Below are 21,513 nucleotides of genomic sequence, written 5' to 3'. Positions count from 1 at the left end.
TGGTCTTCACCAGCCTCAAGGACGACCACGGCGTAGCGCCCGTCACCGACTGGGTCCGCGCCCGCCTCGCCGACTGGACCGCAGGCCCCGCATGAGCCTGGCCGCCTCCTCCCCCGCTCCGGCGGCTGCTGCCGGCGGTGTCCACGCGACCGCCCGCATCTCCGCAGCATCCAGGGGCAGCACCACCGTCCTGCCCGTCCTCGACGGCGACGGGCCCTTCGAGCTGCGGCGCCTGCGTTCCCGAAGCGCCGAAGCGCGCGTATGCATCATCGGCGCCATGAGCGCACCGCTCGGCGGCGACCGGCTGCGCATCGAAGCCACCGCCCAGCAGGGCGCCACGTTGCACATCACCTCCGCCGCCGCGACCCTCGCTCTCCGGGGCGCCACCCCGGAACCCGCCACCTACGACGTCCACCTGACCGTCGCCGAGCACGCCGAACTCCGTTGGGCCCCCAGGCCCCTGATCTGCGCAGCCGGCAGCAACCTGCGGCAGACCTGGACGATCGACCTCGCCCCCACCGCACGCCTCGTCCTGCGCGAAGAGCAACTCCTCGGACGCACCGGCGAACCCGCCGGCCAGGTCGCCACGCGGCTCACCGTCCGGCGCGGCGGTCGCACCCTGCTCGACCAGGAAGCCGCCTACGGGCCGGGCGCACCCGGCTGGGACGGTCCCGCCGTCCTGGCCGAGTACCGGGCCACCGGCCAAGTCCTCACCGTGGACCCGGCTTACGAGTACGCGCCTCCCGTCACCCGCCTGGTCGGCCTCGCACCGGGCGACGGCCACGCGCTCCTCGCCCCGCTCGCCGGACCCGCCACCCTCGTCACCGCCGTCGCACCGGACGGCCACCGCCTACGCCGCCTCCTCGACGCGATGCGGGCCGCCACCCGCCGCCCCGCCTCGACCAGCTCGACGCACCGCGAGCCGTAAGCGTGTTCAGTTGACCCAGCTGTCGTTCTCCGCGTGCGCGTGCCCGCCGTCTCATCGCGACCGCCGGCTGTCCCGGCTCGGGGGCTCGGTGCCGTTCGGGGTGCCGGGGATCCAGTTGCCGTGGAATCCTGCCGGGATGCGGACGGGCACGTGGATCTCGGCGACCGGGGCGGCGCTGAGGTCGGCGGCGTCCAGGATGGCCAGGTAGCTGGTGCCGCGGGAGCGGTCGTGGGCGAAGGTCAGGAGGTACCCGTCGTCTTCCTGGCCGGTGGCGGCGGAGGCGCGGGGGACGAAGACGGGCTCGCCGCAGGTATGGCCGGCGGGGAAGCGGTGGGTGCTGCGCTGGGCGCCGTGGGCCAGGTCGTACTTGTAGATCTCGGCGTGCCGGGGCTCGGCGTCGAGGGTGAACCCGGCCGTGTAGCCGTAGCGGTGGGGCAGGCCGATGCCGGTGTCGGCGATGCGGGGGTATTCGCTGGGCGTGTCGTCCAGCGGGGTCTCGGTGACCTTGCCGGTGGCCAGGTGGAGCACCCACTGGTGCAGGGCGGGCAGGCCGCCGCCGAGGTCCGCCGGCCCCTCACGCCACAGGGACGGGACGCGGGTGCCGATGAGGGTGATCGTCCCGTCCGTCTCGAAGGCGTTCATGGTGTGCCACACGTAGCAGGGCGCGATGTCGAACCACCTCACGCGGGCGGCCGTGTGGACCCGGGGCAGGATGCCGATGCGGGCACGGTGCCCGTCGTCCCACCGCCAGGGCGGGCCCCCTGAGGCGGCCCGGTCGGCGTCGAAGACGACGGGCAGGTCCATGAAGATGACGTGGTGGGCGGTGATGGCGAAGTCGTGCATCATGACCGCCCGCGGCAGGTCCACGGTCTGCTTCTGGAGCACTTCTCCCGCTGCGGAGGCCCGGTAGTAGGTCAGGTACGGCGGCCGGAGGCGGTAGCCGAAGAAGTGCAGCTGCCCGGTGAGCGGGCACGTCTTGGGGTGGGCGGTCATGGGGGTGGTGAGCGCCCCGTCGAAGGTGAAGGCCCCGAGGGTCGCCAGGTCGGGGGTGACCTCGTAGGGAAAGCCGCCTTCTTCGAGGGCGAAGAGCCGGCCGGCATGGGCGATCAGGTGGGTGTTGGCCGTGGTGACGCGGTAGTCGATCCGTGAGGTGGCCGGGTCGTAGGCGAGGGCGAGGCGCGAGGCGCCCGGCTGTGCGTACAGCGGGGTACGTACGTAGCGGTTGCGGTACCAGGTGGCGTGGCCGTCGGCCAGCGCGATGGTGTGGATCATGCCGTCGCCGGCGAAGAAGTGCGGCGACCAGCCACTGCGCGGATTGGGCCCGTTGCGGAAGTACTGTCCGCACAGCTCCTTGGGGACGCTGCCGGCCACCGCGCTCGGCCGCTGGGTGACCTCGGCCGCGACCGGCGCGTTGTTGCCCGAAAGGTGCAGGGGCGCGGGGAAACCCGATGGCATCGTCATCTGCCGTCTCCTGCCGTGGGGTGAGGCCGCCAGGATTCCGTAATCCGCTTTCCACCGGCAGTCTTGTTCTTTTCGTACGCGTCAGCCGCCTGCCCCGGTCGCGCGTAGCCCTGCCGCGCCCGGCCAGCGGTGGACGTACGCGGCGTGCCGGCCATCGACGCCCCCGCTGCCCCTCACACCGAGCAAAACGTCGGCGGGGAAAGCCCCAGGCCTCCCCCGCCGACGCATCCGTGTTCCGGCGCTCAGCTTCGCTCGCTCAGCTGTGGTGCCGCGTGCGGAGCCGGTGTGCGGTGGTCCACGCGGTGCCGGTGAGGAGCAGGCAGGTCGCGCCTGCTGCGGTTGTCCTCGGCGCGACGTCGGCCCACGTGTCGCTGGTGTCGGCGTTGAGCCATGCCAGCGTGGCCAGGAGCCACAGGGGCAGGCCGGCCCAGGCCAGCGATCCCGCGACCCAGCGCAGCGCCTGGGCGGTGCTGCGGCCCGCCGTGCGGAAGGCCTGGGCGGCGAGCAGTGCCTGGGCCAGGAAGTACGCCTCGCCCAGTACGAGCCCTGTCCAGTACGAACCTGACAGCCAGGCGGTGGCGGGGACGCCGATCAGCATCGCGGCGATCCCGGCCGCGGCCCACACCGCCGTACAGGCCCTGATACAGGTGCGTGCTCGTGTGGTGGGCACCTCAGTCTCCGTCCGGGGCAGTCGTCATGTGGGGCGTCTTGTCGTCACAGAAGATCACCCGCTTCGGTGTCTCATTGGTGGTGGTGAGCGGCGGGACCGTCATGTTCCACGGATTTCCGCCGTTGCCACGCACCGCGATGTCGCACTTTCCGTAGGCGTTTCCCTTGTCGGAGGTCACACCGGGAACATTGGAGAAGTCCGCGAAGTTTCCGCGCTGCACCGGCCCGGTCGCAGGCTTTCCCGTCTGGTCGATCATGCGATCGTTGTGGTAAAGGTACAGGTCCGGCATGTAGCCCTGGTAAACGAGACCGTATCCCGGCTTGTTGTCCCCGTTGGGAACGGCCTGGGTCGACTTCACCGAACCGTCCGAGCAGAACGCGACGGAGATATTCTGCCAGATGGGCGGAGCGGCGTACAGCAGGGATCCGGAGGCGCCAGGAATGTCCAGTTCCCTGAAGAACATGTTGTAGAAGTCACCCGCGGTGTCCGCGACCTCCTGCGGGAGTTTGCCTCCGTCGGCCGCCTTTTGCAGTTGGCCGACCCAGGCCTTCATGTTCTTGTCGGTGCTCGGTGCGCCGCCCAGCGGGCGGTAACCGTCGACGCCGCCGCCGATCGTCTTGACTTTCAGGCACTGCCCGGAACGGTCGATGGCGGGGGTGCTGTGGTGCGGCAGGTAGGCCCGCGCCGGAGTCCAGCCGGTCTCCAGCGGGTTGTGCACCCGCGTCTTCTTCCCGGTGACGGTGTTGGCGTCGAGGGCGTCGTACGACAGGTCCGGCATCGTGATGCCGCTGGACCGGTAATCGGCGACCGTGGCCTTGACGAAATCGGCGACGAAGGGCGCGATCCACGTATTGCCCACGCGCCAGTTCACATCGAAGTCCTCGGAGTCTTCGACAATGGTGCCGTCGTCACCGACGACATATCCGGCCTCGATGTGCGTCTTGTTCTTGTAGTCGAGGTCGGACGCGAAGGCGTCGGCGGGCTTCTTGCCGCCCGGCAGGGGGTTGGTGAAGCCCATCCACTGGGCCTGGGAGGTCGTGCCGGTCAGCGAGGTACCGGCATCAGCGACCTTCTTCGACCACGCCCGCATTGCCGCGAGGGTTTTCGGACCGAGACAGTCCTTCTTGGCGGCTCCGGCAGCGCAGGCCGGGAATTCGGTGAGTCCCTTCACGCGTGGCTTGCTCGTGTCGTTCCAGGGCGCTCCGCCGACCGTCTTGTTTCGCGCCCAGTCGTAGAGCGTCTGCCGGTCACGGATAGGGGTGTTGAATGGGCTGGGCGTCTTGGTGTCCAGGTTCTGGTGCGGATCGATCGTGGATACCGCGTCGAAGGTGTGGTGGACCCACTTGCCCTTCATCGGTGCGACGGCGACGGCGTCGAAAGCGATATCGGCGTCGCCGGTACCGCCCGGGGTGATGCTGGTGAGCCTGACCTTCGGGTTGCCGTCGAAGAGGAACGCGCCGAGGGTGACCCAGCGGTTCTTGCCCTTTCCTCCCTGGTTCAGCTGGTCGACGACCTTGGTCCGCTTGCCCTTGGCGGTGTCGATCTCGTACGCGGCGGCCCGGGTCTGCGCCCCGTGGTCGGGGATGTGGACCATGACCTTGGCCGGTCCGGAGACCTTCTGGTCGAAGTTCCAGGTGCCGGTGACCTTCATCCGGCGGCCCTTGGCGTCGTCCTTGCGGGTGTGACCGAACCAGAAGTGGCTGCCGTATCCGGCACCGAGCTGCTGGAAGTCGATCTTCGCCGAGTCGGTGGCGAAGCCGAGTGCGAAGGTACCGCTGTTCTTCTTCGGCTGGGCGCAGCCCGGCCGCGCGACCGGCGTGCCGTCCGGGACGTCGTCGACGATCAGCGCGTTGCCGGGCAGGCCCGAGGTGGAGCAGTTGGGCGGGTAGGCGGTGCCGTCCGCCTCCTCCTTGTACGTGTCGTTGAAGCGCAGCAGTTCATTGCCGCACTGTCCCTTGTCGCACTTCTTCCACGTGACCGGCTTGTTCCACCAGCATTTGAGGTCCTTGCGGTTGCAGGCGCCCAGACCCGGCTCGTTCTTGTCGTCCGGGCCGATCCTGCTCGGGTCGCAGTCGTTGTCGGCCGTGCAGAACAGCCCCTCGGGCGGCTTGACGGTCGTACGGTCCGAGAAGTTGGTCCACCATGCCTGGCGGAAGCCGTGCACCATCTTGCCCGGGGACTCCAGGGCCTCCAGCGGGCGGGCGGCCCAGCCCAGCACCTTCTCCTGGTAGGGCCAGTCCTGCGGGTGGGCGGCGTCCTTGTAGTTGTCGCCGCCGGTCGCGCTCTCCAGGAAGGGACGGCGGTTGGCCTTCCACAGCGGGTTGGCCGGGTTGTTGGTGAAGCCCACGCCCCACTTGCCGCCGTTCTTGCCCGCCTCGGACTTCGGGTAGTACCCCGAGTTGTAGGCCCACAGGGCGAAGAACCAGTTCTCCATGTACTTCGGATCACCGTTGTTGACGGTCAGACCGTCCTTGTGCGTCTGGTTCCACTTGTCGGCGAGGATGTTGACGCCGGCCGCGATGTTGGCCGTGTAGTCCAGCGCGGCGGCTTCCTGCTGCAGCTTGGTCTTCAGCTGCTCTTCCGGCTTCTCCTTGCCCTGGATGCGCATGCCGTCGGTGACCTGCGTGATGCCGTAACCGCAGTCGGCCTTGTCCCAGTGGATGGCCCACGGGTCGTTCTGCTGACCGTTGGCCGCGTATGTGATGCCGTAGTAATTGCCGACCAGCGGGTTGCCCGTCACGCCGGGCACCACGACCCGGGACGCCTGCCACATGTTGGACTCCTGAGCGGTGACGCCGAGCATCACCTGCGCCGGAATCCGGCCGCCGCCCTCCAGTTGCAGGAGCGGGAAGAGTGACTGGGGCTGGTAGGCGCCCATTCCGAGGTTCTTCCAGTTGGCAGGCCGCGCGATGTGCTTGTTCAGGTTGTTCGTGACGGCCTGGTCCACCGCCCACTCGATCTGCCGCGGCTTCGGCTGCATGGCCTGCTTGCGCGGGTCGTTGCGGGGTACGGAGCAGTACCGTCCCGGTTCGGCCGTGTCGTCGATGGAACTGGCCGTGCGCGCGTGGAAGGCCGCGGTGCGGGCCGTGGCGGGGCCGGCCGGTGAGGTCAGCGCCGGGGAGGGCTCGGCGCCCTGGTCCCGGTCACCGACCGCCTGGTACCCGGGTTCGACGCGGAACCGCGCCTGCTTGCCGGTGTCCAGAATCTTCAGGTCCACATCCGCGGTACGCGGCGCGGGGGCCTGGTCGGCGGAGCGCGGCGCGGGTGCCTGCTTCCCGGCTGCTCGGGAGGGCGTGCCGTCCGACCACTCCGTACGGGTCACCAGCGCCTCGCCCCGGGTGGTGGCCTGGGCGTCCTTGGGCACGTCGGTACGGCGCCGTACGGATCCGGGCAGCTTGTCCGCTCCCCGGGTCTCACCGGTGATGAACACCTCGCCGGCAGCGCTGCTGGACAGGTCCATGTCGTGCAGCGGGCCCCGGGCCAGTACGGCGGGTTCGGTCCGCCGGGCGTCCGCCCGGTCGATGTCGCCCGCGGTGACGCGCCGGGCCTCGCCCTTGTCCTGCTCCCGGCCCCCGGCAGCGGCGGCTGAGCGGGTGGTGGGCGCGGCGTAGGCCATGGGGCTCGGGCCGGGCTTGCCGGTGGGCCGGTCCAGGTAGGTCACGCCGCCCTCGGCGTCCGCCTTGAGCTGGAAGGGGATCCGGTCGGTGTGGGCGACGGTGCGGCGCCCGCCCGACTTGTCGATCTTCACCAGGCGGTTGGAGTCGGCCGCCACGAAGCCCTTGCCCACCGGTACGGCGGAGGTGATCTGGCCCTTGAGCTCGACCGGGGCGCTCAGCTTGCCGGTGGCGGCGTCGACCTCGATCAGGCGGGTGGCGTTCTTGTCCTCGGTACCGTCCTGGGTGAGCACCGCGGTCTCGCCGGTGCCGCAGCCCGGGCTGAAGTAGGCCAGCGACGCCTGCCGGTTCAGCTTGGTCACCGCGCCGGACGCGAGGTCGACCACGGCGGTGAACGCGCCGCGGGCCATCAGTTCCGGCTTGTTGGTGAAGGTGCGCGGCGCGTACGCCACCACGGCCCGCTTGCCCGAACCCGTCACGCACGCGTTGCCGATCCACATGTCGGCATCGAAGCCGGGCTCCCGCAGGGTCGCGGCGGTGCGCCATGCGTACGCCTTGTTCCGGTCGGCGACCAGGACGTGGAACCCCTCGGTGTCGCCGCTGGTGGTCCAGGCCCGGTCCTGGGACTTGTGCCAGTCCTTGCCCAGCACGGCGTCCCGGTCCGAGTTCTTCACCACGGACGACCGCTGCGGCTCCGCGGGGTCCTGGGGCTGGTCGTCGGCCCAGGCGACGGCTTGGAGAAGGGAGGTGAACAGCGCGGCGGTGACCGCTGTGGCGACGGGAACCCGCCATCTGCGTGTGAAGCGATGTCTCAAGAAAAATCCTTGGTTGTCCGCGGGCTGGCCGCGGGCGTATCCGTACGGGGTGTCCAGGGGCCGGCGGGGGCGGCCTGGGGCAGCGCAGCGACGCCGTACGACGGCGGTGCCGGGGTGGCCCGCGGCGCGCCGTGGCTGGGGCAGAGAGTGTCAAGGTGGGGGTTTCGCGAGGAGGGGCTGGAGACTTGGCGGGGGGGGGAGGTACTGGGCCTGGGAGGGACCGGGCCTGGGAGGGACCGGGCCTGGATCAGCGGCGCAAAGCCTCGGCGGGTGGGATCCGGGCGGCCCGCCAGGCGGGGTAGAGGCCCGCCAGCAGGCCGGTGGCCAGGCCGAGGGCCGGGGCGGTGGCGACCGCCAGCGGGTCGACGACCGGTGTCCAGTGCCGGGCGGCGGAGACCGCGACGACGGTGAGCGTGCCGGCCGAGGTGCCGATCAGGCCGCCGAAGAGTCCGAGAGCGGCGGATTCGGCGAGGAACTGGGTGGTGATGTGGATGCCGCGGGCGCCCAGGGCGCGGCGCAGGCCGATCTCACCGGTGCGTTCCATGACCGCGACCAGGGTGGTGTTGGCGATGCCGATGCTGCCGATCACCAGGCACACGCCCGCCAGGAGGAGGAAGAGTTGCCCGAGGTCGTCGCCGACGGCGGAGCGCAGGGCTTTGGGGTCGGGTGGCGGGGCGGCCTTGAAGTAGTCCGGGTGCTCGGGACGCAGTGCGGTGGGGGCTTCGTCGGCGATCTGGCGGGCCGCGCCGAGTTCGGTGGCGATGAGCATGTCCGCCCGCTCGTCGCCGGGCGGGCCCCAGATGTCCTCGGCGGTGGAGCGGGGCACCAGGACGGACATGAGGAGTTCGGGTTTGCGTTTCAGGTCGTCCACGATGCCGATGACCGTGAAGGCGGTGTCCCCGATGAAGACGGCGGGCCGGGTCTGGACGGTGGTGATGCCCAGGCGGGCTGCGGTCGCGGCCCCCAGGACAGCGACGCGTTCGTGCCGGCTGTCGTGGTACGTGTCGAAGGTGCGGCCCTGCGCCAGGGAGGGGCCCGCTGCTCGCAGCATGCCCGGGGAAGCCGCGATCAGCTGGGGCTGGGCAGTGGCGCCGGTGCTGCGGTCCGGGCTGGAGCGTACGGACCGGCCGGCGGCGAGCCGGACCTTCCAGTAGACGCCCGCCGCGGTGACGCCGTTCAGCCGTTCCACGCGGGTGTCGGCGTCGGTGGGGAAGGCCAGGGGAACGTGGCCGCTGTCGGTGCCTCCGGTGTCCTGGACGGTGACTTCGGTGGCGGTGAGTTCGTTGAACCGGCCGTCGATCTGGGAGGCGGCGGTGCCCGTCAGCCCGAGCACCGCGATGAACGAGCCCACGCCCAGGACGGTGCCCAGCGCCGTGAGGGCCGAGCGGGCCGGGCGTTGCAGCACTCCGGCCAGCGCCTCGAGGACCAGGTCGCGCGGGGACAGGGACGAGCGGCGGGTACGGCCCGGCGAGGGGCGCGGGGTGGAGTCGGGTGCGGGGCGCGAGGCGGGGTCGGGTGCGGGGCGCGGGGTGGGATCGGGGTCGGGTGCGGGGCGCGGGGTGGGGTCGGGTTCCGTCGTGGTCATGAAGTGGGTCCGGTGCGGCGGGCGTCGGTGGGGGTGCCGGCGTCGCGGGTGGTGTGCGGGTGGCTTCCGGTGGCGGTGGTGAGGTGGCGTTCCTCGGTGAGGTGGCGTTCCTCGGTGAGGTGGCGTTCCTCGGTGAGGAGGCCGTCGCGAATGGTGACGGTGCGCTGTCCACGGGCGGCGACCTGCGCGTCATGCGTGATCACCACGAGGGTCATGCCGTCCTGGTGCACGGCGTCCAGGAGATCGAGGATGGCGGACGCCGTCGCGGAATCGAGGTTGCCGGTGGGTTCGTCGCACAGCAGCAGGGACGGTCCGGACGCCAACGCCCGGGCGATGGCGACGCGTTGCCGCTCGCCACCGGAGAGCCGGGTGGGCAGCGCCTCCATACGGTGTCCCAGCCCGACGCGTTCGAGGGCGTGAGCGGCGCGCTCACGGCGCTCGCGGCGCGGGGTGCGCCGGTAGAGCATGGCCAGTTCCACGTTCTCCCGGGCGCTGCGGTGCGGCAACAGGTGAAATGCCTGGAAGACGAAGCCGATGCGCGATCCGCGCAGACCGGTGCGTTCCGCGTCCTTGACCGCGCCGACGTCGATGCCGTCGAGCCGGTGACGTCCCGTCGTCGGCAGGTCCAGCAGACCCACGATGTTCAAGAAGGTGGACTTCCCCGAGCCGGACGGGCCGACGACGGTCACATACTCACCTCGACGGATCTCCAGGTCGCACGCCTTGAGTGCTTCCACAGGGGGTGGCCCGGGATAGGTCAGCCCGACACCGCGGAACTCCACCACGGGATGTGGCCCACGGCCGCCGGTCATCGTCCGCCCTCGCCGGCGTCACGCCGAGCGCCCACGCCCACCACGACCTGCTCCCCTTCGGTCAGCGAGGCCCCGCCCGCCGGGGTGACCTCGACCACCCCGTCACCGGACATGCCCACCCGGACCTCCACGCGACGGTGAGTGCCCGCCTTCTCCTGCACCGTTACGGTGGTGCGCCCGTCGGCACCGGCGGAGACGGCTGACGAGGGGACGGACAGCACCTTGCCGCCGGAGGTCGCGGCAGCGATCGTCAGCCGTACGTCCTGGTTCGCCAGGTCCGCAGGCAGGGGACGGTCCGGCGTGATCCTTACGGTGTAAGTCTCACCGCCCCGTTGCTCGTCCTCGCCGCCCCCTGGGCCCGACTTGCCCTTACGGACGGTCGGCGTCGCCGCCACGGAGGTGACCTCCCCGACGGCCTGCTGCCCGGTGGATTCCGCGAGGATTTGGACCTTGTGGCCCGGCCTGACCAGCTCTCTCTCCTGCGGGGCCACCTCGCCGGTCACCTGGAGCGCGCCCGCGGAGAGGGTCAGGAGTTTCTCGTCCGCTGCGGCTCCGACTTCGGCCCTGACCGAATCCACCCTGGCCGGCTGCCCCTTGACATAGACCACCTCGGACATCGGCACCACGAGGCCGACCTTGTCGTCCGGCGAGGGGCGGCCGGAGGAACGGTCGGAGGAACGGCCAGAAGGCCGGCCACCGGCGCCGTCGGTCACATCGGTCACCGGCTCGTAGCCCGCTGCCGCGTACAGGGCCGTGACGGCGCGTCGAGTGCCCTCGCCGAAGGTCCCCGCCCGGTCGGTGCCCGTGGGGTGGCCGACCGCGGTCAGCGCCCGTTGCAGCTGGGCCACGTCCTCGCCCCGCGCGCCTGCCTTCAGGTCCCGGTACGCGGGCAACGCCCCCGGCAGCGCGAAGACCGGTCGTCCCGAAACCTCCACCATGACCCGGCCCGCGGTCACGGAATCGCCGGCCTTCACCTTCATCTTGGTGACCACCGCGCGTCCGGTGTCCTTGCCGGCCGGGTCACCGGCAGCGACGTCGACGGTCTGTGCCGCGACGACGCTGCCACGGGTCACGAGCGTACGGGACAGGACCTGGCGTTCGACCGGCGCGGTGAGCGTGTCCCGGGGTGGCGGGGCGGTGTCCGCTGCCACCTGCGCGGGAGACTTGATCAGCGCGGCGGCCCCCAGTCCCAGCGCGCCGAGCGCAAGGGAGCCGGTGACCACGATGATCAGCGCTCGTCGGCGGCCGACCAGTCCGGTGCGGCGTGCCTGCGCACGCTCCCCGGCAGCGGGCGGCGTGCTTTTCTTCCTCATCTGCCGTGTTCCTTATGCGGTGCCGGCGAGGATGGCGGACGCCTTCTTCACCATGGCATCGCGGCTCTTCTTGATCTGGTCCAGGTTCTCGGCGTTCTTCTCGATGGCCTGCTGCTGCAGTGCGCTCTCACTCTCGAACCAGGTTCTGGCGACGTCGTACCGCTGACGGCATTCGAGGTCGGCCAGCGCGGTGGAGATCTCCAGTTTGCTGACGGCAGGCGAGGAGAACCGGGGGTCGTCGCTGGCGTCCAGCGGCTCCTTGTAGGAATACCCCTGGCCCTTCATGCACGACGACCACTTTTGGAACACCGCGACGACCTTCGGCGTCTGTTTCGACCGGATGAAGGCGTCATTGCCGATCCGCTGAGCGGCCTCGGAGAACTCGGTCCCGTCGGTGCCGAGTCTGTTGCCGGCCTGCCCCGCGCAGCCGCCCTTCGGTACGGCCTTGCCGTTGATCTCCGGTTCACTGCCGCGCAGTGCCGCCTCGGTCACGCCGTCGTTCGCGGCGCCTTCGTCGAGAGCCCCCGCTTCCATGGCCTTGTCATAGGCCGCCTGTTCCGCGGCATCGGGCTTGTACCCGCGTTTTTTCGCCAGGGCGGCGTCATGAATGCCGTAGCGCCAGTCGGTCAGCGTCTTGGGCCCCACGTCCGGCAGGTCCGGCGCCGGGTGCCATGGCACACCGAGGGTTTTCATGCAGTCCGCGATCAGCATGTCCTTCGCCTTCGAGGCCTGTTCGTCCTGCCCGTCGGAAGGGAGGTACGCCTCGATGGGCAACGTCCATGTCGCGGGATCCGACGCGTCGAAGCTCCGCGCCGACGCCTGCGGCGACGCGCCGTCTTCGTGCCCGGCCGAGGAACAGCCTGTCGCCACCCCCAGCACCAGCGCGGCCGCCAGCGCCGCTCTACCTCTGGACCGCACCCGCGGTACCCCTCGCACGCCACACTCCATCTCTACTTCTGTCCGCCACCTCAGTGAGCCGTCCCGGCCCCGCTCCGTACGGCGGAGGCCGGGACGGCCGGTGATCACCCGCTGCTGCGCAGCGCTACCGGCGACCGCCACCAAAGCCGCATCCGCGGCCACTTCGGGAATGACGCTGCCGACGCTGTGCCTGCCGGAGCCGGTGACTGTCGTTCAGCTCTTCCACTGGAACGAGGCGTTGTTGTTGAACGTGTTCTTCAGCCGCATGGAAGAAAACGTGGGGACCTTGTCGACCGCCCCCTTGTAACCACTGTTGTAGTAGACCCAGCCGCGGTACTTGGAATGGCTGTTCTCGGCCGCCGTCGCGTTGTTCATGATGCTCTGCCCGGAGCCGCGGCCCGTGCGGGGGCAGAAGGTCAGCGGCCCGGAGGCATTGATCGTCCCGCCCTGCGGGACCGACCCCAGGTTCCACTCCGAATATCCGAGGTTCCGCCATGAACCGTTGAGGCTGGAGCTCCAGTGGAACCTGAACTTGTATTTCGAACCGCCGCACGCCAGCTCGACGTTGTCCCGGTTCGGGGCCGCCGTCGCCGAAGCCCCCAGCGTCGTCCACGCAATGGCCGTAGCTGCGCCCAGAGCACACCAACGGGCACGCTTGCGCATCCTCGGGTCACCGAGGTTCGTCATGTTTTTGATTTCCCTGCTCATGTATCCACCGAGCGGCGTCGAATAAGGGGCTTCCGCGTGACGCGCCGACTCGGTCCGGAAATTGCGAAGCCCGCCCGAACGACCGTAGGGGAATACGACTTCACGCTCTACCCAGCAAGACACTCAAATGGCAACGAAGTGGACATTTAACTGGCCCTTACAGGTGAGCCTCGCCACGGTTGTACGGAAACCAGAGTCAATCGAATAAAGTTCCCGTAACCGAGCGCGGAAGAGCACGCACAAGGGCGCAGGGGGCGGGCTCAGGAGGCAGGGAGTCCGCCGGTTCCGGTGGGCAGCAGCTGGCGTACGGCGGGTGCCTCCGGGGAGCCCAGTGCCTCGTACGTCTCCAGGGCTTGCTGCCGGCAGACCCGGGCCCGGTCCGCGTGCCCGGTCCGGCGCAGGGCGCGGCCGAGGACGGTGAGGGCGTTGGCGCGGGCCCATTGGCCGTTGGGGCCGTGCAGCAGGCGAGGGCCTCTTCGGCCCGTCCGGGCGGCCTGCGCCGGCCGTCCCGCGGCGAGGCAGGCGTTCGCCATCCGCCAGTACGTCATCGCCTCCCACAGGCACTGCCTGCTGTCCTGGTAGGTGGCTGCGGCTTGTTCGAGTTGCCGCAAGGGGCAGGCGCAGCCGCCCCCCCCCGGCCTGGGTGTCCCGCGCTGCCGGCGCGGCCGTCAGCAGGCAGCCCACCGTCTGCTCGTACTGCCGGGCGCCGGTCCCCGAACCGGCCAGGTCCCTGGTCACCAGCAGGAGATCCGCCGCACGGCGCAGCAGGGGCCCGCCGGCCGCGGCGCGGGCGCACGCCAGGAGGTTCCCGGCCTCGGCGTACAGCCATTCCAGCGCGCTTTCCCGCTCCTCGAAGGCCAGGCCTGGGCGTCGGGTGGGCTCAAGGTGGTCCAGCAGGGGGTCTCCGGGCCGGCGGTCCAGGAGCGGCGGGCCACCAAGCGGGCGGCGGCGATCCGGACGGCCAGGGGCGGACAGCCGCACGCCGCCACCACGTCCCGGGCGTCCTTGCCGCCTTCGCCGGTGATGCGCAGGAACAGGGCGAGGGCTTCCTTGGGCCGCAGGGCGTCCAGGCCCACCCCATGTGTCCCCGTCAGGTGGGCCAGCCGGCTGCGGCTGGTGACCAGGGTGGCGCAGCCGTCCGTGCCCGGCAGCAGGGGGCGGATCCGGGCGGCGTCGCGGGCGTTGTCCAGCAGCACCAGGACGCGGCGGCCGGCGAGTACGGACCGGTAGAGCGTGGCGCGCGCGTCGCCCCCCCGCGGGGACGGTGCAGTCCGGCACCCCCAGGGCCCGCAGGAAGGCGCCCAGGACGGTCTCCGGCTCGACCGGACGCGGTCCGCTGTTCTGAAAGGCCCTGAACAACGAATCAGAGCTGCCCGCCCGGGAAGAACGGGCGGTCCGCGTGCGCGACATGCACCACCAAGCCGGTCTTGCCGACGCCGCCGGTCCCGCCGACCGCGTTCGGACGTGCGCGCGGGCCCGGACTTGCGCGCGAGGCCCGGACTTGCGCGCGGGTTCGGACTTGCGCGCCCGGGCCGAGCTTTTGCGCGGATCGGTTTCGGGTCACGCGTCGGCGAACGCCGCTCACGGACCGGGTGGCCGGACGGGCGCGGGGCAGGCCGGTTCGAACTCCTCGATGAGCCGCAGGGTGGCGCCCAGCCCCCGGACGAGCAGCGAGACGACCGTCTCCCGGTCCAGTTCCTGGCGCGCGATCCATTCGAGGGTGACGCCCTCGACGCTGGAGAGCCAGCCGACCAGTGCCGTACGGGCGAGCGCGGGTATCTCCGCGCGGTCCCAGGCGGCGTGCGCGATGGTGCCGAGCAGCCGCTCGCGGACCTCCGCCCGGATCGCGAGCACCTGCGCGTCGAACCCGACGCCGCCCGTGACGATGGCGCGGTAGGCCGCCTGGTGGTGCTGGGCGTAGCGCAGGTACCCGTCGATCGTGTGCTGGACCCGCTCCATGGGCGGCAGGTCGTGGGTGCTCGCGGCGCGCCGGACCAGTTCGGCGACGGCGTCCTCGATGATCGCGAGGTAGTAGCCGCGCTTGTTCTTGAAGTAGTAGTAGATCAGGCCTTTGGCGACACCGGCCTGGCGGGCGATGTCGTCCATGGACAGGGCGTCGTAGGAGGTGTCGGCGAACAGTCTCCTTCCGGTGGCGATCAGTTCGGCACGGCGTGCCTGCGAACGCTCGGTGGCGCGGGCGGCCCGTGGGGCTTCGGGTCCGCGCTGTTGACTATTATTCAAATTGAGCCCTAGTCTCCAACTGCCGCGGGTTTTCCGCAGTATGGCAGAGGTACGCCACCTGCGGCTTCGTCCCGTGGCAGCTCCATCAGGCACTTCCCTCGCGCGCTCGCACGTGTCCACGGCTGCGCCGGCAGCCGGTCCATCGCTGCCCCGGGGAGGAAGCAGTGAGCAAGCAGAAGCGGCCGTTGCCGCAGGGACGCACCTCCTGGAAGAAGACCGCGGTGACGGCGATCCCCGCGGTGCTCGCGGTCGGCGCGATGGCCTCGGTGATGGCCGAGGGCGCGCTCGCGGCGTCGTTCGCCGTGTCGGGCACCAACTTCCAGGTCGCGTCGGGCAAGCTGACCAGCCAGGGGCTGGCCTCGTACGTGCACACCGACCGCGACGTGAGCGGCAAGGGCCACCCCGTCGCACTGCTCGGCCTCGGCAAGGCCGTACTGAGCGACATCTGCCAGGCGGCCGAGGTCAAGACGCCGCTGGGCACCGTGGTGTTCAAGCTGACCGCGGGCGGCGACGCCGGCCAGGTCACCGCCGACAACCTCGTCATCGACGGCGAGGACCTGGTGGGCGACGCGCGGTTCGGTACGGCGCAGATCGGGCGGGACGCCTCCACCCTCGACCAGGTGCCCGGCGTCCAGGGTGAGAAGGGCAAGTTCGGGCTCCAGGCCGGGGACATCGAGGTCGCCGGGGTGAGGTCGCACGCCTGGTCCGCCACCGGCGGAAACTTCCGCCTCAGAGGGCTGCGGCTGGACGTGAGCCTGGACGGCAAGAAGTGCTTCTGACCAGCCGGCGCCCGGCCGCCGGGCTTCCCTGGCCCGAGCGGCGGGCGGCGTTCCGCGGCTGGCGGCGGACCCGGCCGTTCTGGGCCGGGCTGCTGCTGGTCCTGGGCGGCGCGGAACTGCTGCTCGTACCGCTGTCACCGCTGACCGTACTGATCAGCCTCGGCCTGGGCGGGCTGGCCGCGATCGGCATCGGGCTGGCGCTGATCGTCGCCGGGCTGTTCCTGTGGCTGCGCCCGGCCGCGCACCACTACGTCAGCCTGCACGCGCTGATCCTGTCCGTGCTGTCCTTCGCGGCGACCAACCTGGGCGGGTTCCTGGTGGGGATGGGGCTCGGGATCGCGGGCAGCGCGATGGGGTTCGGGTGGACGCCGGTACGGGACGAGGGCGACGAGGAGCACGAGGACGACGAGGGCCCGGGGACGCCTGCCGAAGCCGGATCCAGGGAAGATACGTCAGACGGCGGCGCCGACAGCGGCAACGGCGGCCGGAGCAAGGCGCTCGCCGTAGCGCTGCCGCTCGTCCTGATCACGGTCATCGGCACGCCCGCCGAGCCCGCACACGCGGCCGGGATCCCGGCGCCGCCCACTCCTCCGTCCGTGACCACCACCATGTTCGCGCCGAAGGGCTTCACCCTGGCCGGCGTCACCGAGGTGCAGACCGTCAACGGGCCGGTCAAGGCGATGGTCCTCCGTATGAAGGCCGCCTCGCTGACGGACTACCGGCTCACCACCCGTGACACCGGCGGCCCGCAGCTGCGACTGGGCGCGCGCAACCTGGACCTGAGCGGCAACGTGACCCTCTACCTCACCAGGTTCAGCGGCTGCCTGGAAGGGCTGATCTGCCTGACCTTCACCCCCGACACCCTCCCGGTGCCGCCCGTCGTACCACCGTTCGTCTTCATGACCGACGTGGACGCCGAACAGGCCCTGGTCACCTCCGACCTGATCGTCGCGGACGGACTGACGCTGGACGCCGCAGCGATGGCGGGAGGACAGACGAAGACCGGAACGGGGACGGGAACGGGAACGGGAACGACATGATCGGGCTGCCGGCCGCGCTGTTCTGGGCCTACGCCATCGGCTCGACGTTCGCCCTCTCCGCCGCCCGGCAGCTGCACTTCCTCGAACGCCGCGCCGCCGACCGCAGCGGACTGCCCAAGCTGCTCACCCCGCGCCTCGTCAGCCGCGCCGCGAACCCGTACCTGTGCCTGACACTCCTGTACGCCGCGGTGCTGCTGGTGCCGACCGGACTGTTCCTGATGTGGCAGAACCCCTCCTGGTCCACCCTGCACATCGCCGACGGCCACCGCGGCGTCTGGGCAGGCTTCCCCCTCCTGTACGCGGGCGGCGTCGTGACCGCCACCCTCCTCGGCTTCCTGCTCGCGCAGGCCCTGTGCCTGGTCGGCGCGGGCTACTGGGCGTACCTGAACTGCGTCGGCGGTCATTTCCTGCTCTTCGCCACCCTCGTGCACGGCTGGGACGGCCAGGGCTACCGCCGCTTCCTCACCACGGACGGCGCCGCCCTGCGCGCCTGGCCCGCCGACAGCGTCGTCAACAACGTCCTGCGCTTCCTGACCTCCGGCACCTGCCTCACCCTCCTGGTCCTCGGCGCCGCCGTCCTCGGCACGATGCTGCTGGCCGAGATCGGCTGGCTGGCCGAAGGCTGGCTCCTGCCCGGCGGCGCACAGGACCGGAAGGTCCCACGCCTCCTCGCCGTGGCCATCGCCGGAGCGGGCCTGTACGGGCTGCCGCTGGCCGGTGCCGTCCTGGCGAGCACGCTGGTCCGCTTCCTCGGCTACCCCACCGGCCTCGCGGCGTTCGCCCCCGTGGCAGGGATGGTCCTCCTGCCGCGCCGCTCCCCCGTCCGCCGGCTGTACGGGCTGGTGGGCCTCCCGAAAGGGCACTGGCGGGCCACCACGGACCTCCCCCAGGAGCAGCAGCCGACCCACACCTGACCGTACGCGCACGAACACCTCCCGCCCACGTCCCGCCCCGGCCCTACCGCCCCGGGGTTTACTGCCCCGCCCCGTACGAGCACCATCGGCGTACGGGACGTGACGGAACCGGACCGGACGGCAACGGACCGGACGGAAACGGGATGGGGCCGCAGCCGAGCCCCGAGCCGCATCGGAGAGTGACGCGTGGTCAACCCCTGGCTGGCGATGGAGACAGGCACCGACCCCGAGGAGCGCACCCGCACCGTGCGGCGCGCCCACGAGGCGTTCCTGGCGGGCGGGCCGGTCGCGCACCCCGTGCGCCGGGTGGTGGCCGACTCCTGGCGCCGGTCGGCGTCCGCGCGGGCGACGCTCGACGGACCGGCACCGATCGACCTCGACGAGTCCGACCTGCGCGCCTACCGGGACGGGCACCCGCTGGCCCGCGCCATGCCGGTCTTCCGGGACCTGCTGGGCAGCATCGCCCAGGACGGCGCCCACGTCCTGGCCGTCTGCGATCCGCAGGGCCGGATGCTGTGGGTCGAGGGCCACCCGGGCGTCCGCCGCCACGCCGAGCGCATGAACTTCGTACCCGGCGCCCGCTGGGACGAACGGCACGCCGGTACGAACGCACCCGGCACCGCGCTGGCCGCCGACCACGCCGTACAGATCTTCGCGACCGAGCACTACAACAAGCGCGTACAGCAGTGGACCTGCGCGGCGGCGCCCCTGCACGACCTGCGGACGGGCCGGCTGCTGGGAGCCGTGGACATCACCGGCGGCGACCACCTCGCCGGCCCGCACAGCCTGGCCCTCGTCCAGGCCACCGCCCGCGCCGCCGAAGCCCATCTGGCCGCGTACGCGAACCACCCGGCGCCCGCCGCACACCTGTCCGTCCTCGCCCGGGACGAGGCTCTCCTGGTCACGGACGGCCGTACGCTGCGGCTCGGCCGCCGGCACAGCGAGATCGTCCTGCTGCTGGCCCGGCACCCGGAAGGCCTGACGGGCGACCAACTGGCCACGCTCCTGTACGGCGAACGCGACGTCCGGCCGGTGACCCTCCGCGCCGAGCTGTCCCGGTTACGGCATGTCGTGGGCCCGCTGCTCGCCTCCCGCCCGTACCGCCTGACCAGGACCGTCGAAACAGACGCTGCCGCGGTCGAGACGGACCTGGCGGCCGGCGACCTGGCCGCCGCCCTCCGCGGCTACCGCGGCCCCCTCCTGCCCCTCTCCGAAGCTCCCGGCGTACGCCGCCTGCGCGCCCTCCTCGAAGACCGGCTACGACGGTCCGTCCTCACCCGCCACGACCCGGAAACGCTGCGCCTGTGGGCCGACACCCCCTGGGGCGAACACGACGTGCAGGTACGGGAAGCCCTGGACGCCGCCACCCGCCCCCAGAACACGAAAGCGACCTCCACCGCGCCCCCGCTTCCCACCGCACCCCAGCATCGCACCGCATCCCCACTTCCCACCGCATCCCGGCATCGCACCGCATCCCCGCTCCCCACCGCGCCCCCGCTTCCCACCGCACCCCAGCATCACACCGCATCCCCGCCTCCCACCGCATCCCCGCTCCCCACCGCGCCCCGGCTTCCCACCGCCTACGCAACCTCCCCGCAACGTCCTCCCCTCTAGCCTGCGCACCGGCGCCCCGCCGCGGGAGCGGAGGCGCGACGCGAACCGCGCACGATTGGGAGGCTCCCCATGGCCCGTTACGCCAGCCCAGGCGCCGCCGACGCCGTGATGTCCTACCGGCCTCGCTACGACCACTGGATCGGCGGCGAGTACGTACCGCCCGCGAAGGGCCGGTACTTCGAGAACCCGACCCCGGTCACCGGGCAGCCGTTCACCGAGATCGCCCGCGGCACGGCCGAGGACGTGGAGCGCGCCCTCGACGCCGCGCACGCCGCCGCGCCCGCCTGGGGTCGCACCTCCCCCGCCGAACGCGCCCTGGTCCTCCACCGGATCGCCGACCGCATGGAGGACAACCTCCAGTCCCTCGCGGTCGCCGAGACGTGGGAGAACGGCAAGCCCGTCCGCGAGTGCCTGGCCGCCGACCTCCCCCTCGCGATCGACCACTTCCGCTACTTCGCCGGCGCCGTCCGCGCCCAGGAGGGCACCCTCTCCCAGCTCGACGACGACACCGTCGCGTACCACTTCCACGAACCGCTCGGCGTGGTCGCGCAGATCATCCCGTGGAACTTCCCCCTCGTCATGGCCGCGTGGAAACTGGCCCCCGCCCTCGCCGCCGGCAACACCGCCGTCCTCAAACCCGCCGAACAGACCCCCGCCTCCATCCACTACTGGATGAGCCTGGTCGCCGACCTGCTGCCGCCCGGCGTCGTCAACATCGTCAACGGCTTCGGCGCGGAAGCCGGCAAGCCCCTCGCCTCCAGCCCGCGCGTCGCGAAGATCTCCTTCACCGGCGAGACCACGACCGGCCGCCTGATCATGCAGTACGCCTCCGAGAACCTGAAGCCAGTCACCCTCGAACTCGGCGGCAAGAGCCCCAACCTCTTCTTCGACGACGTCTCCGCCGCCGACGACGACTTCTACGACAAGGCCCTCGAAGGCTTCACGATGTTCGCCCTCAACCAGGGCGAAGTCTGCACCTGCCCCTCCCGCGCCCTCATCGAGCAGGGCCACTACCAGGACTTCCTGGCCGCCGGCGTCGCCCGCACCGAACAGATCGTCCAAGGCCACCCCCTGGACACCGACACGATGATCGGCGCCCAGGCCTCCAACGACCAGCTCGAAAAGATCCTCGCCTACCTCGACATCGGCCAGAAGGAAGGCGCCCGCATCCTCACCGGCGGCACCCGCGCCGAACTCGGCGGCGAACTCGAAGGCGGCTACTACGTCCGCCCCACCATCCTCGAAGGCACCAACGACATGCGCGTCTTCCAGGAAGAAATCTTCGGCCCGGTCGTCGCCGTCACCCCCTTCACCGACTTCGACCACGCGATGACCCTCGCCAACGACACCCTCTACGGCCTCGGCGCCGGCGTCTGGACCCGCGACACCAACACCGCCTACCGCGTCGGCCGCACCATCCAGGCCGGCCGCGTCTGGACCAACTGCTACCACGCCTACCCGGCCCACGCCGCCTTCGGCGGCTACAAACAGTCAGGCATCGGCCGCGAGACACACAAGATGATGCTGGATCACTATCAGCAGACGAAAAACCTGCTGGTGTCGTATTCGCCGAAGAAGCTGGGGCTCTTCTGAGCGCACAGAAAAAGGCGCCTGACCTGGGCTTTCGCCCGTCAGGCGCCTTCTTCTCATCTCACTCGGGCGAGATTCGTTTTACGTGGCCCCTCCCAGTTTCTCCCACTGCTACCCCCCTTCTGACCAGCTCTTCCGGACCAGTCACGGACCAAAACCCTGATTCACCACGCATGAGCGCCTCTTCCGCTGACGCGATTCCACTCCGGCATGGACTGCTCGATGAGCCGGTTGGCCTGCTTCCGGACGCCGTCCAGGAACTTAGCGTAGTGGCGGAAGAGCACTTGGATGCTCTGCCCCTGGCGGCGTGCGCATTGGTCGTCAGGCTCGTCCAGCCCAGCCCAGCCCAGGCCAGGCCAGGCCAGGCCGGCGAGCGTGTCGGCGACGGTGTCGTAAAGCCGTCCGTCACATCACCGGCCAGATGCGGGGGCCGACCCAGTACGCGGACGGGCTCCATGCAGGTGGGGCGGGTCGGGCGGGAACTCGGGATGCAGGGGCGCTTCCAAAGGCT

16 protein-coding genes and 1 pseudogene are annotated in these 21,513 nt (G+C 71.0%); 6 read left to right on the top strand and 11 right to left on the bottom strand.

Annotated features, from left to right (window positions below):
• Window positions 1–91: 91 nt before the first annotated feature.
• Window positions 92–928 carry an urease accessory protein UreD gene (locus AB0L45_RS27605; RefSeq protein ID WP_365844497.1) on the top strand — a complete coding sequence of 279 codons (837 nt, stop codon included), beginning with the start codon at window positions 92–94 and terminating at the stop codon, window positions 926–928.
• 51 nt (window positions 929–979) lie between these two features.
• On the opposite strand, the gene AB0L45_RS27600 is transcribed toward AB0L45_RS27605, so the two are convergent.
• The 11 genes and pseudogenes from AB0L45_RS27600 to AB0L45_RS27550 form a co-directional block, all read right to left on the bottom strand.
• Entirely contained in the window at window positions 980–2,389 is a 1,410-nt protein-coding gene (locus tag AB0L45_RS27600; RefSeq protein ID WP_365844495.1) for a carotenoid oxygenase family protein, read from the bottom strand.
• Between the two features lie 256 nt (window positions 2,390–2,645).
• On the bottom strand, window positions 2,646–3,059 hold the full coding sequence (locus AB0L45_RS27595; RefSeq protein ID WP_365844493.1) for a hypothetical protein: 414 nt from the start codon (window positions 3,057–3,059) through the stop codon (window positions 2,646–2,648).
• A gap of 1 nt (window position 3,060) precedes the next feature.
• Entirely contained in the window at window positions 3,061–7,488 is a 4,428-nt protein-coding gene (locus AB0L45_RS27590) for a hypothetical protein (protein WP_365844491.1), read from the bottom strand.
• A 247-nt stretch (window positions 7,489–7,735) separates the two neighbouring features.
• Entirely contained in the window at window positions 7,736–9,073 is a 1,338-nt protein-coding gene (locus tag AB0L45_RS27585; protein ID WP_365844489.1) for an ABC transporter permease, read from the bottom strand.
• Window positions 9,074–9,201: 128 nt separating this feature from the next.
• Window positions 9,202–9,885 (bottom strand): annotated as a pseudogene (locus AB0L45_RS27580) (ABC transporter ATP-binding protein); the annotation flags it as partial.
• Window positions 9,882–11,198 (bottom strand): hypothetical protein, encoded by a 1,317-nt coding sequence (locus tag AB0L45_RS27575; RefSeq protein ID WP_365844487.1) that lies wholly within the window; start codon window positions 11,196–11,198, stop codon window positions 9,882–9,884. The pseudogene AB0L45_RS27580 and the gene AB0L45_RS27575, both read right to left, overlap by 4 nt.
• A gap of 12 nt (window positions 11,199–11,210) precedes the next feature.
• Window positions 11,211–12,134, bottom strand: coding sequence for a hypothetical protein (locus AB0L45_RS27570; RefSeq protein ID WP_365844485.1), 924 nt, complete (start codon window positions 12,132–12,134; stop codon window positions 11,211–11,213).
• Between the two features lie 195 nt (window positions 12,135–12,329).
• Window positions 12,330–12,824: a hypothetical protein gene (locus AB0L45_RS27565; RefSeq protein ID WP_365844483.1), complete on the bottom strand. Its 495-nt coding sequence runs from the start codon at window positions 12,822–12,824 to the stop codon at window positions 12,330–12,332.
• 260 nt (window positions 12,825–13,084) lie between these two features.
• Entirely contained in the window at window positions 13,085–13,435 is a 351-nt protein-coding gene (locus AB0L45_RS27560) for a hypothetical protein (RefSeq protein ID WP_365844481.1), read from the bottom strand.
• Window positions 13,436–13,558: 123 nt separating this feature from the next.
• Window positions 13,559–14,020, bottom strand: a complete 462-nt coding sequence (locus tag AB0L45_RS27555) for a hypothetical protein (RefSeq protein ID WP_365844479.1) — start codon at window positions 14,018–14,020, stop codon at window positions 13,559–13,561.
• Between the two features lie 385 nt (window positions 14,021–14,405).
• Entirely contained in the window at window positions 14,406–15,065 is a 660-nt protein-coding gene (locus AB0L45_RS27550) for a TetR/AcrR family transcriptional regulator (protein ID WP_365844477.1), read from the bottom strand.
• A gap of 164 nt (window positions 15,066–15,229) precedes the next feature.
• Here AB0L45_RS27550 and AB0L45_RS27545 point away from each other — a divergent pair, with 164 nt between their 5' ends.
• From AB0L45_RS27545 to AB0L45_RS27525, 5 genes are all read left to right on the top strand, one after another.
• The gene (locus AB0L45_RS27545; protein ID WP_365844475.1) at window positions 15,230–15,844 is read left to right on the top strand and encodes a DUF6230 family protein; all 615 of its coding nucleotides are present in this window, start codon (window positions 15,230–15,232) and stop codon (window positions 15,842–15,844) included.
• Entirely contained in the window at window positions 15,835–16,884 is a 1,050-nt protein-coding gene (locus AB0L45_RS27540; protein WP_365844473.1) for a DUF6114 domain-containing protein, read from the top strand. Before AB0L45_RS27545 ends, AB0L45_RS27540 begins: the two co-directional genes overlap by 10 nt.
• On the top strand, window positions 16,881–17,798 hold the full coding sequence (locus AB0L45_RS27535; protein WP_365844471.1) for a hypothetical protein: 918 nt from the start codon (window positions 16,881–16,883) through the stop codon (window positions 17,796–17,798). The genes AB0L45_RS27540 and AB0L45_RS27535 overlap by 4 nt, the downstream gene beginning before the upstream one ends.
• 186 nt (window positions 17,799–17,984) lie before the next feature.
• On the top strand, window positions 17,985–19,412 hold the full coding sequence (locus AB0L45_RS27530; protein WP_365844469.1) for a GAF domain-containing protein: 1,428 nt from the start codon (window positions 17,985–17,987) through the stop codon (window positions 19,410–19,412).
• Between the two features lie 69 nt (window positions 19,413–19,481).
• On the top strand, window positions 19,482–21,005 hold the full coding sequence (locus AB0L45_RS27525; RefSeq protein ID WP_365844467.1) for an aldehyde dehydrogenase family protein: 1,524 nt from the start codon (window positions 19,482–19,484) through the stop codon (window positions 21,003–21,005).
• The last annotated feature ends 508 nt before the right edge of the window (window positions 21,006–21,513 follow it).

It is taken from the genome of Streptomyces sp. NPDC052496 (assembly GCF_040679095.1).
In the GTDB taxonomy this organism is placed as follows: Bacteria; Actinomycetota; Actinomycetes; order Streptomycetales; family Streptomycetaceae; genus Streptomyces.
Note: the sequence above shows the minus strand (reverse complement) of the source record. Positions and strands in the feature narration are given on the sequence as shown.

Bases quoted from the DNA above. Each gene is read 5' to 3' on its own strand.
- AB0L45_RS27605 (WP_365844497.1), top strand. From the start codon at position 92: ATGAGCCTGGCCGCCTCCTCCCCCGCTCCGGCGGCTGCTGCCGGCGGT.
- AB0L45_RS27600 (WP_365844495.1), bottom strand. From the start codon at position 2,389: ATGACGATGCCATCGGGTTTCCCCGCGCCCCTGCACCTTTCGGGCAAC.
- AB0L45_RS27585 (WP_365844489.1), bottom strand. From the start codon at position 9,073: ATGACCACGACGGAACCCGACCCCACCCCGCGCCCCGCACCCGACCCC.
- AB0L45_RS27575 (WP_365844487.1), bottom strand. From the start codon at position 11,198: ATGAGGAAGAAAAGCACGCCGCCCGCTGCCGGGGAGCGTGCGCAGGCA.
- AB0L45_RS27565 (WP_365844483.1), bottom strand. From the start codon at position 12,824: ATGAGCAGGGAAATCAAAAACATGACGAACCTCGGTGACCCGAGGATG.
- AB0L45_RS27535 (WP_365844471.1), top strand. From the start codon at position 16,881: ATGATCGGGCTGCCGGCCGCGCTGTTCTGGGCCTACGCCATCGGCTCG.
- AB0L45_RS27525 (WP_365844467.1), top strand. From the start codon at position 19,482: ATGGCCCGTTACGCCAGCCCAGGCGCCGCCGACGCCGTGATGTCCTAC.